Source organism: Arthrobacter sp. Z4-13 (assembly GCF_054792705.1).
On record NZ_CP096459.1, the window covers coordinates 3,132,313 to 3,146,054 of the forward strand.

14 protein-coding genes are annotated in these 13,742 nt (G+C 67.0%); 10 read left to right on the top strand and 4 right to left on the bottom strand.

The features are described 5' to 3' along the window. Positions 1–84 precede the first annotated feature (84 nt). Genes M1E07_RS16220 through M1E07_RS16235 form a run of 4 tightly spaced genes read left to right on the top strand, consistent with a single transcriptional unit; the run spans position 85 to position 4,696 of the window. Positions 85–837, top strand: coding sequence for a peptidoglycan-binding protein (locus tag M1E07_RS16220; protein WP_461190419.1), 753 nt, complete (start codon positions 85–87; stop codon positions 835–837). A gap of 6 nt (positions 838–843) precedes the next feature. After that, entirely contained in the window at positions 844–3,279 is a 2,436-nt protein-coding gene (locus M1E07_RS16225; RefSeq protein WP_461187655.1) for a zinc metalloprotease, read from the top strand. 8 nt (positions 3,280–3,287) lie between these two features. Beyond that, complete coding sequence (locus M1E07_RS16230; protein ID WP_461187656.1) at positions 3,288–3,494, top strand: hypervirulence associated TUDOR domain-containing protein; 207 nt, start codon at positions 3,288–3,290, stop codon at positions 3,492–3,494. Positions 3,495–3,499: 5 nt separating this feature from the next. Further along, positions 3,500–4,696, top strand: a complete 1,197-nt coding sequence (locus tag M1E07_RS16235) for an NAD(P)/FAD-dependent oxidoreductase (protein WP_461187657.1) — start codon at positions 3,500–3,502, stop codon at positions 4,694–4,696. Here the strand turns inward: M1E07_RS16235 and M1E07_RS16240 are convergent. Further along, a complete protein-coding gene (locus M1E07_RS16240) occupies positions 4,693–5,283 on the bottom strand; it encodes a GNAT family N-acetyltransferase (RefSeq protein ID WP_461187658.1) in 591 nt (196 codons plus the stop codon). The genes M1E07_RS16235 and M1E07_RS16240 overlap by 4 nt on opposite strands. Before the next feature lie 10 nt (positions 5,284–5,293). Continuing rightward, positions 5,294–6,460, bottom strand: coding sequence for an acetate kinase (locus tag M1E07_RS16245; protein ID WP_461187659.1), 1,167 nt, complete (start codon positions 6,458–6,460; stop codon positions 5,294–5,296). Positions 6,461–6,601: 141 nt separating this feature from the next. On the opposite strand from M1E07_RS16245, the gene M1E07_RS16250 reads away from it, so the two are divergent. Then, positions 6,602–6,901 (top strand): hypothetical protein, encoded by a 300-nt coding sequence (locus tag M1E07_RS16250; protein WP_461187660.1) that lies wholly within the window; start codon positions 6,602–6,604, stop codon positions 6,899–6,901. Between the two features lie 45 nt (positions 6,902–6,946). On the opposite strand, the gene pta is transcribed toward M1E07_RS16250, so the two are convergent. After that, the gene (pta, locus tag M1E07_RS16255; protein ID WP_461187661.1) at positions 6,947–9,019 is read right to left on the bottom strand and encodes a phosphate acetyltransferase; all 2,073 of its coding nucleotides are present in this window, start codon (positions 9,017–9,019) and stop codon (positions 6,947–6,949) included. Between the two features lie 201 nt (positions 9,020–9,220). On the opposite strand from pta, the gene M1E07_RS16260 reads away from it, so the two are divergent. From M1E07_RS16260 to M1E07_RS16280, 5 genes are all read left to right on the top strand, one after another. Continuing rightward, complete coding sequence (locus M1E07_RS16260) at positions 9,221–9,670, top strand: hotdog fold thioesterase (protein WP_461187662.1); 450 nt, start codon at positions 9,221–9,223, stop codon at positions 9,668–9,670. Positions 9,671–9,676: 6 nt separating this feature from the next. Continuing rightward, complete coding sequence (paaK, locus tag M1E07_RS16265) at positions 9,677–11,044, top strand: phenylacetate--CoA ligase PaaK (RefSeq protein ID WP_461187663.1); 1,368 nt, start codon at positions 9,677–9,679, stop codon at positions 11,042–11,044. A gap of 50 nt (positions 11,045–11,094) precedes the next feature. Further along, positions 11,095–11,718, top strand: a complete 624-nt coding sequence (locus tag M1E07_RS16270) for a TetR/AcrR family transcriptional regulator (protein ID WP_461187664.1) — start codon at positions 11,095–11,097, stop codon at positions 11,716–11,718. A gap of 151 nt (positions 11,719–11,869) precedes the next feature. After that, positions 11,870–12,937 carry a S1C family serine protease gene (locus M1E07_RS16275; protein WP_461187665.1) on the top strand — a complete coding sequence of 356 codons (1,068 nt, stop codon included), beginning with the start codon at positions 11,870–11,872 and terminating at the stop codon, positions 12,935–12,937. 27 nt (positions 12,938–12,964) lie between these two features. Beyond that, positions 12,965–13,258: a hypothetical protein gene (locus M1E07_RS16280; RefSeq protein ID WP_461187666.1), complete on the top strand. Its 294-nt coding sequence runs from the start codon at positions 12,965–12,967 to the stop codon at positions 13,256–13,258. A 66-nt stretch (positions 13,259–13,324) separates the two neighbouring features. On the opposite strand, the gene M1E07_RS16285 is transcribed toward M1E07_RS16280, so the two are convergent. Further along, on the bottom strand, positions 13,325–13,720 hold the full coding sequence (locus tag M1E07_RS16285; protein WP_461187667.1) for a VOC family protein: 396 nt from the start codon (positions 13,718–13,720) through the stop codon (positions 13,325–13,327). Between the last annotated feature and the right edge of the window lie 22 nt (positions 13,721–13,742).

A 13,742-nucleotide genomic window follows, 5' to 3' on the forward strand; every position in this document is an offset into this window, starting at 1 on the left:
AAAACATAATCATGCTTACTATTGTCTGGCGCTGGCTGCCCGCTGGGGGTAGACAACCCGCGCCACACTGGAGGTTGCGTGAGCATGGAACAGGAAATGCGTCCCCTGACCGATGACGAACTAATGCTGGAGCAGGCAACAGCTTTGCCGGACAAGGAAGTTGCCTCTGTCCTGGACCTCAATGCGGATCTGGACCTCGGCATCGACGCGGCGGCACCCATCGACCTCGCCGTCGCGGCCAACGCCAACGTGGCCGCACCGATCGACGCCGCCGCCTCCGCCAACATCCTCTCCTACGGTTCTGACGCACAGGCCCTCGCTGACCAGGGCGTCATGATTGAGCAGGGCATCGTGGCCGACGCGAACGCCGAATCCACCCAGGACAGCACCATCAACCAAGGCAACGACACCGTTGACGACGGTGGCATCACTGCCCAAACGGACGGCACCGAGGCCACCGGCACCGGCGCCACGGCCGACGGCGGCAGCCTCCTCCCCGACGGAACATCCACCGACGGCATCGTGCCCGAGGAAGGGCTGGGCGAAGCCCTGCCCGACGTCGGCGCGCTGCCGGTGGATCCCGCCGCCGCGTTGGACGGGGACCTGCTCAACGTCAACGTGGACCTTGCCGCCGACGCCGACATCGCCGCCCCGATCAATGGTGCAGTGGCGGCCAACGCGAACGTCGCCGCCCCGATCGACGCCGCCGTCGCCGCGAACATCGGCTCCATCGACAGCCAGGCCTATGCCGTGGCCGAACAGGACGCCATCATTTCACAGCACATCGAGGGCGAAGCCAACGCCTCTGCCGACCAGCAGTCCGACCTCGAGCAGTAAGCACAGATGACCCACGCCAGCGGCGGGCCGCGCCCCCAGGCCGGCCCGCCGTCGTCCGCTGCCCCCGTTGCCGAGCACCCGCTGCAGGATCCCGCCCGGGCCGACGGCGTCCAGCTCATCGGCCGGTCCGAGGGGTCCGGATACCGGGAACCGCCGTCGCTGGTCCGCCGCGCGGACGGCCAGACCCTGCAGCTGACGCCACTGCTGTACGCGGTTCTGGAGGCTGTGGACGGCAGGCGCACCGTGGAAGACATCGCCGCCCAAGCCAGCCAGGCATCGGGAAGGCTTATCAGCGCCGAGAACGTGCGCACCTTGATGGATTCCCAACTCCTGCCGCTGGGCCTGCTTCGCCTCGCAGACGGATCCCAGCCGGAGGTCCGGAAGGCTGACCCGCTGCTGGGGATGCGCTTCCGCTATACCGTGACGGATCCGGAGCGGACCCGGAGGATCACCGCACCCTTCGCAGCCCTGTTCAATCCGCTGATCGTGGTGGCGGTGACCGTGGCATTCCTGGCCGCGTGCTGGTGGGTGCTGATGGTGAAGGGGCTCGGATCGGCCACCCACGAAGCGTTCGAGCACCCTGTCCTGCTCCTGCTGATCTTTGCCATCACCATCGTCTCCGCCGGTTTCCACGAGTTCGGGCATGCCGCGGCTGCGCGCAAGGGCGGTGCCACGCCCGGAGCCATGGGCGCCGGGCTATACCTGGTCTGGCCGGCGTTCTTCACCGACGTGACGGACTCGTACCGGCTGGGCCGCGGCGGTCGGCTACGGACAGACCTTGGCGGCCTGTACTTCAACGGGATTGTTGCGGTGGCCATCATGGCGCTGTGGTGGGCCACCGGCTTTGATGCGCTGCTGCTGGTGGTGGTCACCCAGATCCTGCAGATGGTCCGGCAACTGCTTCCCCTGGTCAGGTTTGACGGATACCACATTCTGGCCGACGCCACCGGTGTGCCCGACCTGTTCCAGCGCATCAAGCCCGTCCTGCTGGGCCTGCTTCCCTGGCGGTGGGGAAGTCCGGAGAACAAGGTCCTCAAGCCGTGGGCCCGTGCCGTGGTGACGGTGTGGGTGCTGGTCACCGTGCCGCTGCTGTTGTTCAGCCTGGCTATGATGGTGCTCGCCCTGCCGCGGCTGCTGGCCACGGCGTGGAGCAGCGCCGCCCGGCAGCAGGGCCTGCTCGCCGAGAGCCTTTCCGCCGGCGATGTCGCCGGCGCTGCGGTCCGCGTCCTGGCCATCGTGGCCGTGGCCCTTCCCATGCTGGGCATGCTCTACATCCTGCTGCGGCTGCTGCGGCAGCTGGTTACCGGACTCTGGCAGAAAACCCGCGGGAAGGTCCTCCAGCGAGCTGCCGCCATGGGCGCCGTGGCGGTGCTGCTGGCCGGGCTCGCTTGGGCATGGTGGCCCGACGGCGGGACGTACCGTCCGGTGCAGCCGTACGAACGCGGCACGCTGGCGGATGCAACGACGTCTGTCTTCCCGGCTGCGGGCACAGTCCTGCGGGAGGGCGGCAGCGGGAGGACCGTGGTGCTGTGGCCCGAGGGTGCAGCGATGCCGACGCGCGAGAACCCTCAGCTGAGCATGGTGCTGGTTCCGGTGGAGGCTTCGCCGGGCTCCAGCCCGGGTTCATCCCCTGCTGGTTCCACCGCCGGTTCCGTACCGCCGTCCTGGGTGTTCCCGTTCGACCGGCCGGCCGCCCCGGAGGAGGACGGCAACCAGGCACTCGCCGTGAACACCACCGACGGTTCGGTCACCTACAGCGTGGCCTTCGCGCTGGTGTGGGCCGAGGACGGCGAACCCGTGGATACCCGGAACGAGGCCTACGCCTTTGCCAGCTGTACCGGCTGCGCCGCCGTGGCGGTGGGCTTCCAGGTGGTGCTCATCGTGGGGCAGGCGGACGTGGTGGTTCCGGAAAACCTCTCTGCGGCAGCCAACTACAACTGCGTCGAATGCCTCACCTTTGCGCTGGCCAGCCAACTCGTCCTTACCCTGGACGGCCCGCTGAGTGAAGCCGGCAGGGAGCAACTGACGGCACTGTGGGCCGAAATTGCGGAGTACGGCCGGAACATCCGGAACGTGCCGCTCTCGGAAATCCAGGCCAGACTGTCCGCGTACAAGGAACAGATCACGGGCATTATCAAGGCCGATCCGAGCGCCACGAAAACCGTCGCTCCCACTGCAACGAACACCGCGGGGCCTCCAACGGCGCCGGCCGCAACACCCACCGGCGCGCCCGCCGGTACCCCGGCTACCGGCAGTACGCCCGCAACAGTGCCCGCCGCACCCGCTCCGGCAGGGACGGGGGCCGCCACCGCGCCGGTGACGCAGCCCGCTCCCGCCGACGCGCCGCCGTCGTCCGCACCCATTGAGACGCCGGTTCCAACGGCGGATACTGGGGGCACGGCCCCCGCCGCTGAGCCCCTACCCACCGCAAACCCCAGCTAGGAGAGCAGATGTCGTTGAGCAAGGGAACGTCCGTGGAATGGAACACGTCGCAGGGCACAACGCACGGCAAGATTGTGGAGAAGAAAACCAGCGACTTCGAGCTGGACGGCCACACGCACCGCGCCAGCGAGGACGAGCCCCAGTACGTGGTGGAATCGGCCAAGACCGGCGCGCGGGCCGCACACAAGGCCTCCGCCCTGACGGAAAAGAAGTAACGCGAATGGCCGCACAGCACGAGGTTGTGATCATCGGCGGCGGCAACGCCGGGATTTCCCTGGCCGCCCGGCTGGAGCGCTACAGCGTCAAGGACGTGGCCCTCATTGAGCCCAGCGACCACCACTTCTTTCAGCCGCTGTTTTCCCACATCGCCGGGGGCAGGGCAGCAGCCAAGGAAGCCGTCCGGCCGCAGGAACCCCTGATTCCGGACGGCGTCACCTGGATCCGGGACTCCGCTGCGGGCGTGGACACCGATTCGAACACGGTCACGTTGGATTCAGGTGCCACCGTGGCGTACGGACAGCTGGTGGTCTGCCCGGGCCTGCAGTACGACTGGGACGACGTGCCTGGCCTGGCCGAGGCCGTGCACTCGCCGAACGGCGCCTCCCACTATGAGTTCGAGCTGGCGCCGAAGGCCTGGACGCTGCTGAGCGGGCTGACGTCCGGCACCGCCGTGTTCACCATGCCGGCCGGACCGGTCAAATGCGGCGGCGCGGCCCAAAAGCCCATGTACCTTGCCTGCGACTACTGGAAGGAACAGGGCGTCCTGGACCGGATCCGGGTGGTGATGGTCCAGCCCTACCCCACGGTGTTCGGGGTGGCGGAGGTGGACCGGGAGTTGGACCGCAAGATCGCGGAGTACGGCATCGAGCTGCGGACCAACAGCGAACTGGTGTCCGTGGATGCTGCCAGCCAGAAGGCCACCATCCGGGACACCGAATCCGGCGCCGAGGACAACCTGCACTACGACGTCCTCAACGCCGTCCCGCCCCAATCCGCGCCGGACTGGCTGAAGGCAACCAACCTGCCCGCACCGGATGACGCGGGTGGCTTTGTGGAAGTGGACCGGCAGACGCTCCGGCACATACGGTTCCACAACGTCTGGTCCCTCGGCGACGCCGCCGGGACCACCAACTCCAAGTCCGGCGGCGCCCTGCGCAAGCAGACGAAGGTACTGGCTAAAAACCTGGTGGCCGCCCGGAAGGGGAAACCGCTGCCGGCCAAGTACAACGGCTACTCCGTGTGCCCGTTCACGGTATCGCGCAACACAGTGGTGTTTGCCGAGTTCGATGACCGGTACCGCCCCATGCCCACGATCCCGCGCATCCCCATGTGGAACGAGAGCAAGCTGTCCTGGGTGGTGGACCGGGACATCTTCCCGCAGGTGTACTGGAACCTGATTCTCAAGGGCCGCGCTTAGCGGGCGGTTCGGGTTCCGCTCTGCTGCTTGAGGGCCTGGTCCACGCGCCACTCGTCAGCCAGGACTGCGTAAATCAGCTCGGTGGCCCACTGGCCTTTGTAGTGCCACTTGTCCACGTGCCGCGCTTCCTGCCGCATGCCCAGCCGGCAACAAAGCGCGGCAGATGCCGTGTTGAGCTCGTCCAGGCGCGCCTCGATCCGGTGCATGCCGAGCTCCTCGAAACCGAGCCGGAGCACCGCCGCTGCGGCCTCGGTGGCGTAGCCCTTGCCCCTGGCACCCGGCGCCAGGGTCCAGCCCACTTCGGCCTGCCCGCACCCCGGCAGCCATTTGAGGACCACCTCGCCCTGCAGCCCGCCGTCGTCCACTGCCGCGACGGCGAGAGCCACCCAGTCGCCCTCCTTCCTGAAAACGAAGTTGGCGTACCGGCCCACCCGCTCCATCGACTCCGTGTAGGTTTTCGCCGGTCCCGGCAGGAACCTGGCGGTCGCCGGCAGCGAGTGGTAGGCGTGGAAGGCCTCCAAATCGCTGGCTTCGAAGCGGCGCAGGATCAGCCGTTCGGTGCGGATCGGCAGGGTGATGTCAGGCATGGGAAGGAGGCTAGCGGGCAGGCCCGGATCCTACGACGGCGGCCGTCGCCTCCGCGATGGCACGTTCCTCGTCAGTGGGAACCACCAGGACAGGGATGGCGGACTGTGGGGTGGAAATGACGCGGGGTTCCTTTGACCGCTCGGCGTTCAGGCCGGCGTCGAGCTCTATGCCCAGGGCACCCAGCTTCTCCGCAACCAGCCCGCGGAACTGGTGGGAGTTCTCGCCGATGCCGGCGGTGAACACCAGTGCCTTGGCTCCGCCCACGGCCACGTGGTAGCCCCCGATGTATTTGGCCAGCCGGTACGAGGTGACGCCGAGCGCGGTGGCCGCCTTGGCGTCGCCGGCCTCGGCTGCCTCGACCACTGAGCGCATGTCGTTGTTGCCGGCCAGGCCCTTCAGCCCGGATTCGCGGTTGAGCATGGTGTCGATGTCTTCAGGGGTCCAGCCCGCCCGGCCGAGGAACACCAGGATGGAGGGGTCGAGGTCGCCCGAACGGGTCCCCATCACCAGGCCCTCCAGCGGGGTGAAGCCCATGGACGTGTCCACGGAACGGCCGCCCCGGATGGCCGTGACGGAGGCGCCGTTGCCCAGGTGGGCAATGACGCCGTCGAACTCCTCAACCCGAAGGTCCAGCAGCGCGGCGGCGCGGCGGGTGACGTACTCATGGGAGGTGCCGTGGAAGCCATAGCGGCGGATGCCGTGGTTGGTGTACAGCTCGTCCGGGACAGCGTAGCGCCAGGCGTGCTCCGGAAGGGTGCGATGGAACGCTGTATCAAACACGGCCACCTGCGGCATGTCCGGCCACTTCTTGGTGATCGCACGGATGCCCAGGACGTTGGCGGGGTTGTGCAGGGGCGCCAGCGGGTTGAGCCGCTCGATCGCGCGGGTGATCTCATTGTCGATCAGCACCGGCTCGGCAAACCGCTCGCCGCCGTGCACTACGCGGTGCCCCACGGCGGCCAGCTCCAGGTCGCCCAGTTCCTGGTGGATGGCTGCGTCCACCTGCTCCAGCGCCTCGGCGTGGTCCCGCGGGCCCTCGATCTCGCCGTCACCGTCTCCGCCGTTGCCCATGCCGATCTTTTCGATCAGCCCCTCGGTCAATACGCTGCCTGCGGCGACGTCGCGCACTTGGTACTTGAGCGAGGACGAGCCGGAATTGATGACAAGCACGAGCATGCGGGGCCTCCTGAGCCTGGCTTCTGCAGTTCAAACCACACTATAGGTTGCCCTGCTGCCACGCAGTTTCCTTGCGATTGGGAGCGGCCTGTGCCTAGAGTCGGCGGGACAGGCTGGACCACGCCCCGAGAGGACAATTCCATGACGAACGAGCCCGCTTCGATCGACGAGAACGACCCCACCAACACGGGATCCAGCAACACCGCTGCGCTCAACGCCCAAGGCGGCGCAGGTTCCGGGTCGAAGGATCCCACCGGTGTGGAGGGTGCGAATCCGGCCCTGGACGACACCGGCGCCCACAAGGCCGGGGAAACCGGGGAGGCACCGGAAGCGCCGGAGAACCTGCAGGACCTCGACCTCACCCCGCAGGGCCTGGCCGACGAGCCGGCCCACCAGGATGATCAGGACAGTGTGGTCAGGCCGCACAACAGCGACGCTTGACGGGTTCGGCCGGGCCCCGCCCCTGGGGAGGCTCAACCACCGCTGTTAGAAAGCCTGCGCCTGGATGGCCGTAATGGCCACCGTGTTCACGATGTCCTCTACTGTGCAGCCGCGGGAGAGGTCGTTGACCGGCTTTCGCAGCCCCTGCAGGACCGGCCCGACGGCGACGGCACCCGAGCTCTGCTGCACCGCCTTGTAGGTGTTGTTGCCGGTGTTGAGGTCCGGGAAGATGAACACGGTGGCCTGCCCGGCCACTGAAGATCCCGGCATTTTGGACTCGGCGATCGAGGCGTCCACGGCGGCGTCGTACTGGATGGGGCCTTCAACGGCCAGGTCCGGGCGGCGCTCGCGCACCAGCTCGGTGGCCTGCCGCACCTCGTCCACGGCTTCACCGGAGCCGGACCCGCCGGTGGAGTAGGACAGCATGGCCACCCGCGGCTCCACGCCGAACTGTGTTGCGGTCTCGGCGGAAGCGAGAGCGATGTCCGCCAGCTGTTCCACGTTCGGGTCCGGGTTCACTGCACAGTCGCCGTAGACCAGCACCCGGTCCGGCATCAGCATCAGGAACACGGACGAAACGATTTTCACACCCTCGCGGGTCTTCACGAACTCGAGCGCCGGCCGGATGGTGTGCGCGGTGGTGTGGGCCGCGCCGGACACCATGCCGTCCACCACACCCAGCTGGACCATCATGGTGCCGAAGTAGCTGCCGTCCTGCATGATCTCCAGGGCCTTGGGCAGGTCAACACCCTTGTGCGCCCGCAGCTCCGAGTACTGCTCGGCGAACTTCTGCCGAAGGTCCGAGGTGGCGGGATCCACGATATTGATCCCGGACAGGTCGATGCCGCGGGCGGCGGCCAGCTCGCGGACATCCGATTCCGGGCCGAGGACGGTGAGGTCGCAGACGTCGCGGCGGTGCAAAATTTCGGCCGCCCGCAGGATCCGTACATCGGTCCCCTCGGGGAGGACCACATGGCGGCGCTGGCCGCGGGCCCGTTCGATGAGGTCGTGCAGGAACCGGAGCGGGGTCATGCGTTCGGCCCGCGGCAGGTGCAGCCGCTCCACCAGTTCCGCTTCATCCACTGTTCGTGACCAGAGCCCGAGGGCCGAGGCCACCTTGCGGCGGTGCCCGGACCAGATCTCGCTCCGGACCTCGGAGACGCGGCGGGCGGTGGTGTACGTGTCATCCGTGGCGGCGAACACCGGGAACGGCGCCTGCGCCAGGAGCGGATAGATGTTGGCGTCCGGCGCCAGCCCGCCAGTGAGGATCAGCGCTGAAGCCACGGGAAACTCAGGCGAGAAGGACGACGCCAGGCATGCCACCATCACGTCCGCGCGGTCCCCGGGCACGATGACCAGGGCGCCGTCGTCCAGCACGTTCAGGAAGTTGCCCACATTCATCGCCGCAACTTTGATATCCCGAACGTCGCGCTCCATGTCCGCCCGGCCGGCGATCTGCCGCACCCCCAGGGCGGCAGCCACCTCACCGGTGGTGGGGCGGGCAATCTCCTCAAGCTCCGGCAGGACGTACACGGGCCGCTTTGAGGCGCCCGGCTTCACGGCGGCAGCGATAGCCTCGACGTCGTCCGGATCAGCGCGGTTCACCATGATGGCCAGCAGGGCGCACTTCTCAGCAGCAAGCTCCTTCCGGGCAACCTCGACGGCGGCCGCTGCCTCCGCCACAGTCCGCCCCTTGGCACCCACCACGGCAACCACGGGGGCGGCCAGGTTGTTGGCCAAGCGGGCGTTGAGGTCGAATTCGACGGCGGCGTCCTGGCCGGTGAGGTCCGTTCCCTCCACGATCACCACGTCACAGTGGCGGGAGATTTCGGCGAACATCTCCACGCAACGGGAATCGATCTCCTCGCGTTTGCCTTCGGCGAGCAGGGACCGGACCTCCTCGTGCGTGAGGCCGCCGCGGCACCGCTCATCCTCCAGCGCGAACCTTGACTTCATCAGCGCCACCATCGGATCGTCGGCGGCGTCCGTGCCGTGGACCACGGGTTTGAAGAAGCCGATCCTGTCCGCATGGCGGTGAAGGGTGTCCGCCAGGCCCAGGGCCACAAGGGACTTCCCCGATCCTGGAGTGGTTGCGCTGACGTAGATGCTTTTGGCCATGGTCCGCCCTTTTGCTGGTCTGCTGGTGCCGGTCCTCCCATCCTCGCACTTCCCCCTGCGCGAGATGGCACTTCGCGGCGATGTTGGGGCCCGGGACTGCCGCCAAATGCCATCTCGCGGGAAGGGGCGGGCCTTGACACCGGACCCCCTCATGGGATTACCTAATGAACATTCGGTAAATAAAGCTGGAGGCAATGACGCATGGCTGAAACAACAGTTTCCGGGGCCATCCACCCCATCCTGGAAAACGACTACGCCTCTATATGGATGGGCATCGAAGTCCTCACCGTCAGCGACGGGCACGCCACCATCCGGATGACCCTCCGGCAGGAAATGCTCAACGGCTTCGGCATGGCGCACGGCGGAATGATCTTCGCCTTCGCGGATTCCGCCTTCGCCATGGCCTGCAACCCGGTCCACCCGGCCCCCGGCGAGGAAAACAACATCACCGTAGCCGCCGGCGTCGATATCAACTTCCTGAAGCCGGCCTACCGCGGCCAGGTGATTACCGCCGTCGCCGACCGCCGTTCCAGCGCGGGACGGAGCGGACTGTACGACATCCAGATTTTCGCTGCCGACGCCGGCGCCCGGGCCCCGGGAGAACTCATTGCCGAGTTCCGCGGCCGCAGCCGGACCATCCCCAAGAAGTAGGAAACCATGACCCTCCACGCCCCCGAAACCCCCATGTCCGCCGCCACGGCAACGGCGGCGTCAGCCGCTGCCTTGGACCGCGAGGAAACCATCTCCCGCGACGAGCTCGAAGCGCTCCAGCTCAGCCGGCTGCAGCACAGCGTGGCCTACGCCTATGACCGGGTCCCCCTGTACAAGCGCAAGTTCGACGACGCCGGCGTCCACCCCAGCGACCTGCGCGAGCTCAGCGACCTGGGCAATTTCCCGTTCACCACGAAGGACGACCTGCGCGCCGAGTATCCGTTCGGCATGTTCGCGGTTCCGCAGAGCGAAGTAGCCCGGGTGCACGCCAGCTCTGGCACCACGGGCCGGCCCACCGTCGTCGGCTACACCAAACAGGACCTGGCGGACTGGGCCAAGCTCGTGGCCCGCAGCTTCCGTGCCTCCGGCATCCGGCCCGGCATGAAGGTCCACAACGCCTACGGCTACGGGCTGTTCACCGGCGGCCTGGGCGCCCACGCCGGCGCCGAAGCACTGGGCTGCACGGTCATCCCGATGTCCGGCGGCCAGACCGAACGCCAGATCCAGCTGATCCAGGACTTCCAGCCGGACGCCATCCTGGCCACTCCCACCTACCTGCTGACCATCGCCGACGCGATGGCGCACATGGGCATCGACCCCACTTCCACGTCGCTGAAGTTCGCGGTCCTGGGCGCCGAGCCGTGGACACAGGAGATGCGGCACGAACTCGAAGTCACCATGAACATCAAGGCCTGCGACATCTACGGACTCTCCGAGGTCATGGGCCCGGGCGTCGCCGGCGAGGCGGTTGAGACCCAGGACGGCAGCCACATCTGGGAGGACCACTTCCGCCCGGAAATCATCGACGCCTTCAATCCCGTGGTGGGCAAGGAGAACGTCCTGCGCGACGGCGAACACGGCGAACTCGTCTTTACGTCCCTCACCAAGGAAGCGCTGCCGATCATCCGGTACCGCACCAAGGACCTCACCCGGCTCCTGCCCGGCACGGCCCGCCCGGCGCACCGCAGGATGGGACGCATCACCGGCCGCAGCGACGACATGATCATCCTCCGCGGCGTGAACCTCTTCCCGTCTCAGATCGAGGAAATCGCCCTCCGGATCCCCGAGCTCAGCCCGCACTTCCAGCTCGAACTCACCCGCCCCGAGGGCCAGCGGATGGACCAGCTGACGGTCCGGATCGAACGCCGGGACGCTGTCAGCCACGAGCAGAGCACGACGGCGGCGCGCACCTTGAAGGAGCAGATCAAGATCCACGTGGGTTCTTCGTGCTCAGTGGACGTGGTGGAGCCGGGCTCGCTGGAGCGGTCCAACGGCAAGCTGCGGCGCATTTACGACCTGCGGCCGAAGGGCTAGGAGCACCAGCCCGCACAGACTGACCGACCGTTCATGAGAAACTAGGCCCCATGCCCAGCTCCACTGAAACAGCCAGTTCCGCCGCCGGAGCCAAGCGCGGCCGGCCCGGATACGACCAGCAGTCGGTGCTGCGCATCGCCGTCGACGTGTTCAACAGGCACGGTTACGACGCAACATCCATGGGAATCCTGGCGGACAACCTGGGCATCTCAAAGTCCGCCATCTACCATCACGTTCCGTCCAAGGGCGACCTCCTCAAGCTCGCCCTGGACCACGCGCTCGGCGGCCTTGAGGCCATCCTGGAACAACCCGAGGCTACGTCCGGTGCAGCCGATTCCCGGCTCGAGTTTGTGCTCCGGCAGACGGTGGCCGTGCTGGTGGACAGGCTGCCGTTCGTCACGCTGCTCCTGCGCCTGCGGGGCAACACCGAGATTGAACGCGATGCCCTGGAACGGCGCCGCACCTTTGACCACAAGGTGGCCGGGCTGATCTCCAACGCGCGGGACGAGGGCTCGCTTCGCCAGGACATCGATCCCAGGACCGTCACCCGGCTCCTCTTCGGCATGATCAACTCGATCGTGGAATGGTACAAGCCCGGCGGCGCCCTCTCCCCGCAACGCCTTGCCGACGACGTCATCACCATGGCGTTCGACGGGCTCCACTCCCAGCCCTAGCCCCTCCCAACCAGGTAGCGCCGGTCGCCTTCTGGTTGCCCCACTGATGCGCCCCCGGGCTCCCAATTCCAAGGATGCTAAGCAGGCTTGGTATTTTTGTTGCTCCCCGGCTACGGTGGTAGGACCAGCCAGCATCCGCAGGAGGTCGACCATGAGCACCACCATCAGCCAGGGTTTATGCCGTCCGGCCCGTGCACGTGCAGCAGTCGGCGGCGCGGTGCTGGCGGCTTCCCTGGCGCTCACCGCGTGCACCGGCTCGCCCACTCCTCCGGCGCCAAGCGAAACCTCCGCCGCGACATCCGGCAACAACGCGTCGCCGGGTGCCACCGTTCCCGATCTGGTGGCGAATCTTTCCCCGTCCGTAGTAACCATCTTCACCCGTGGTGGCGGGCTGGGAAGCGGCGTGGTCTATTCGGAGGACGGCCTCATTCTCACGAACGAGCACGTTATCCGGGGAAACACCACGGTTGAAGTCGGTTTTGCGGACGGCCAGCGGGTAGCCGGGACGGTCAAGGCAACCGACGCCGTCACTGACTTGGCCTTGGTGCAGGCCGACCGGACCGGATTGCCGAAGCCCACGTACCAGAGCAACCTTCCCCGGGTGGGCGAGGGTGCCCTGGTGTTGGGATCGCCGCTGGGATTCGAAAACACCGCCACCGCGGGGATCATCTCCGGGCTTCACCGGTCCATTCCGGGTTCCGCGTCCAACAGCCTTTCCCTGGTGGACCTGATCCAGACTGACGCGCCCATCAGCCCCGGCAACTCCGGCGGTGCGGTCATCAACATGCGCGGCGAGATCATCGGCATCAGTGAGGCCTACATTCCGCCGTCGGCTGGTGCCGTCTCCCTCGGCTTTGCCATCCCTGCTGCCACGGCCGTGCAGGTTGCGGAGGAACTTTTGGCGGACGGCACTGCCGAACACGCCTACCTCGGCCTGACCCCGGGCGAACTGACACCCCAGATCGCCGACCAGCTGGGCATCCAGGCGAGCACCGGCGTCGTGGTCCTGTCAGTGGACGAGGAAGGCCCAGCCGGACGTGCCGGCATCCGCCCCGGCGACGTCCTTGAGTCTCTCGAAGGAGTGCAGCTTACCGCTCCGGAGAAGCTCCTGACGGAACTGCGCAACCGGAATCCCGGCGACACCGTAGGCATCAAGGTCAAGCGCGGGGACCAGAGCCTTGACGTCAAGGCAGACCTGATCGACCGGCCAACCCAGTAGCACCACCACCAACAGGAAGGTTAGACAATGAGCCACCCCAAAGAAGAAGCAGACGGCGGATACATCATTCCGGACCCGTCCAAAGTCCGCGAGGACATTCCCCAGGATGCCGCGGACGAAGCCAACGCGATCCGCTTCAGTGAAGAGCAGGCGCTGATCGAGGAACAGTCCCACGGCATCCGCCCGGACACTTACAGCGTCCCCTCCGGCGGCCCCACGCTGGACGAAGCCCGCGGCAACACGGACCTTTCGGACCAGACCGGGGCGGCGCCGTCGGACGACAGCAGCGACGACGGCCTGCACAGCGGCGCCGAATCCTGACAGTCTCTTATGACGACGGTAGGGGCGCCCCGGTAATCGGGGTCCCCTACCGCTTTCAGGACGTTCCTAGAGTTCGTACTCGGCTTGGAGGCCAAGCGATTCGTGGACGCAGAGGATGTTGTGTTCCGAGTCCATGAACCAGGCGCATTTCTCCGAGTTCGTGGTGCAGATGTGGTTGTCGGTCTTGAGGTTGGGCAGGTTGTAGTCCTGGAACTGCACTCCCCTGGCTTCCATGTCCCGGACCGTGCGCTCGATGTCCGTCACCTCGAAGCTCAGTGCAGTGTGCTCGGAGTGCTTGCCGTCCGAGACGGGCATCAGCTGCAGCATCGGGCCGCCGTTAATGCCGAGTAGTTCGCTTCCATCGTCTGTCATGCCGCGGTGCGGGAGCCCAAGTTTTTCTGTGTAGAACCTACGGGCGCGCATCGGATCATCGACTGGCAGGACGGTGGTGGCTGTGTTCATTCTTAGGCTCATATGGCCACCT

What these genes read in the sequence shown, in the direction of transcription:
- M1E07_RS16220 (WP_461190419.1), top strand. Translation starts at nt 85, where the DNA reads ATGGAACAGGAAATGCGTCCCCTGACCGATGACGAACTAATGCTGGAG.
- M1E07_RS16225 (WP_461187655.1), top strand. Translation starts at nt 844, where the DNA reads ATGACCCACGCCAGCGGCGGGCCGCGCCCCCAGGCCGGCCCGCCGTCG.
- M1E07_RS16230 (WP_461187656.1), top strand. Translation starts at nt 3,288, where the DNA reads ATGTCGTTGAGCAAGGGAACGTCCGTGGAATGGAACACGTCGCAGGGC.
- M1E07_RS16235 (WP_461187657.1), top strand. Translation starts at nt 3,500, where the DNA reads ATGGCCGCACAGCACGAGGTTGTGATCATCGGCGGCGGCAACGCCGGG.
- M1E07_RS16240 (WP_461187658.1), bottom strand. Translation starts at nt 5,283, where the DNA reads ATGCCTGACATCACCCTGCCGATCCGCACCGAACGGCTGATCCTGCGC.
- M1E07_RS16245 (WP_461187659.1), bottom strand. Translation starts at nt 6,460, where the DNA reads ATGCTCGTGCTTGTCATCAATTCCGGCTCGTCCTCGCTCAAGTACCAA.
- M1E07_RS16250 (WP_461187660.1), top strand. Translation starts at nt 6,602, where the DNA reads ATGACGAACGAGCCCGCTTCGATCGACGAGAACGACCCCACCAACACG.
- pta (WP_461187661.1), bottom strand. Translation starts at nt 9,019, where the DNA reads ATGGCCAAAAGCATCTACGTCAGCGCAACCACTCCAGGATCGGGGAAG.
- M1E07_RS16260 (WP_461187662.1), top strand. Translation starts at nt 9,221, where the DNA reads ATGGCTGAAACAACAGTTTCCGGGGCCATCCACCCCATCCTGGAAAAC.
- paaK (WP_461187663.1), top strand. Translation starts at nt 9,677, where the DNA reads ATGACCCTCCACGCCCCCGAAACCCCCATGTCCGCCGCCACGGCAACG.
- M1E07_RS16270 (WP_461187664.1), top strand. Translation starts at nt 11,095, where the DNA reads ATGCCCAGCTCCACTGAAACAGCCAGTTCCGCCGCCGGAGCCAAGCGC.
- M1E07_RS16275 (WP_461187665.1), top strand. Translation starts at nt 11,870, where the DNA reads ATGAGCACCACCATCAGCCAGGGTTTATGCCGTCCGGCCCGTGCACGT.
- M1E07_RS16280 (WP_461187666.1), top strand. Translation starts at nt 12,965, where the DNA reads ATGAGCCACCCCAAAGAAGAAGCAGACGGCGGATACATCATTCCGGAC.
- M1E07_RS16285 (WP_461187667.1), bottom strand. Translation starts at nt 13,720, where the DNA reads ATGAACACAGCCACCACCGTCCTGCCAGTCGATGATCCGATGCGCGCC.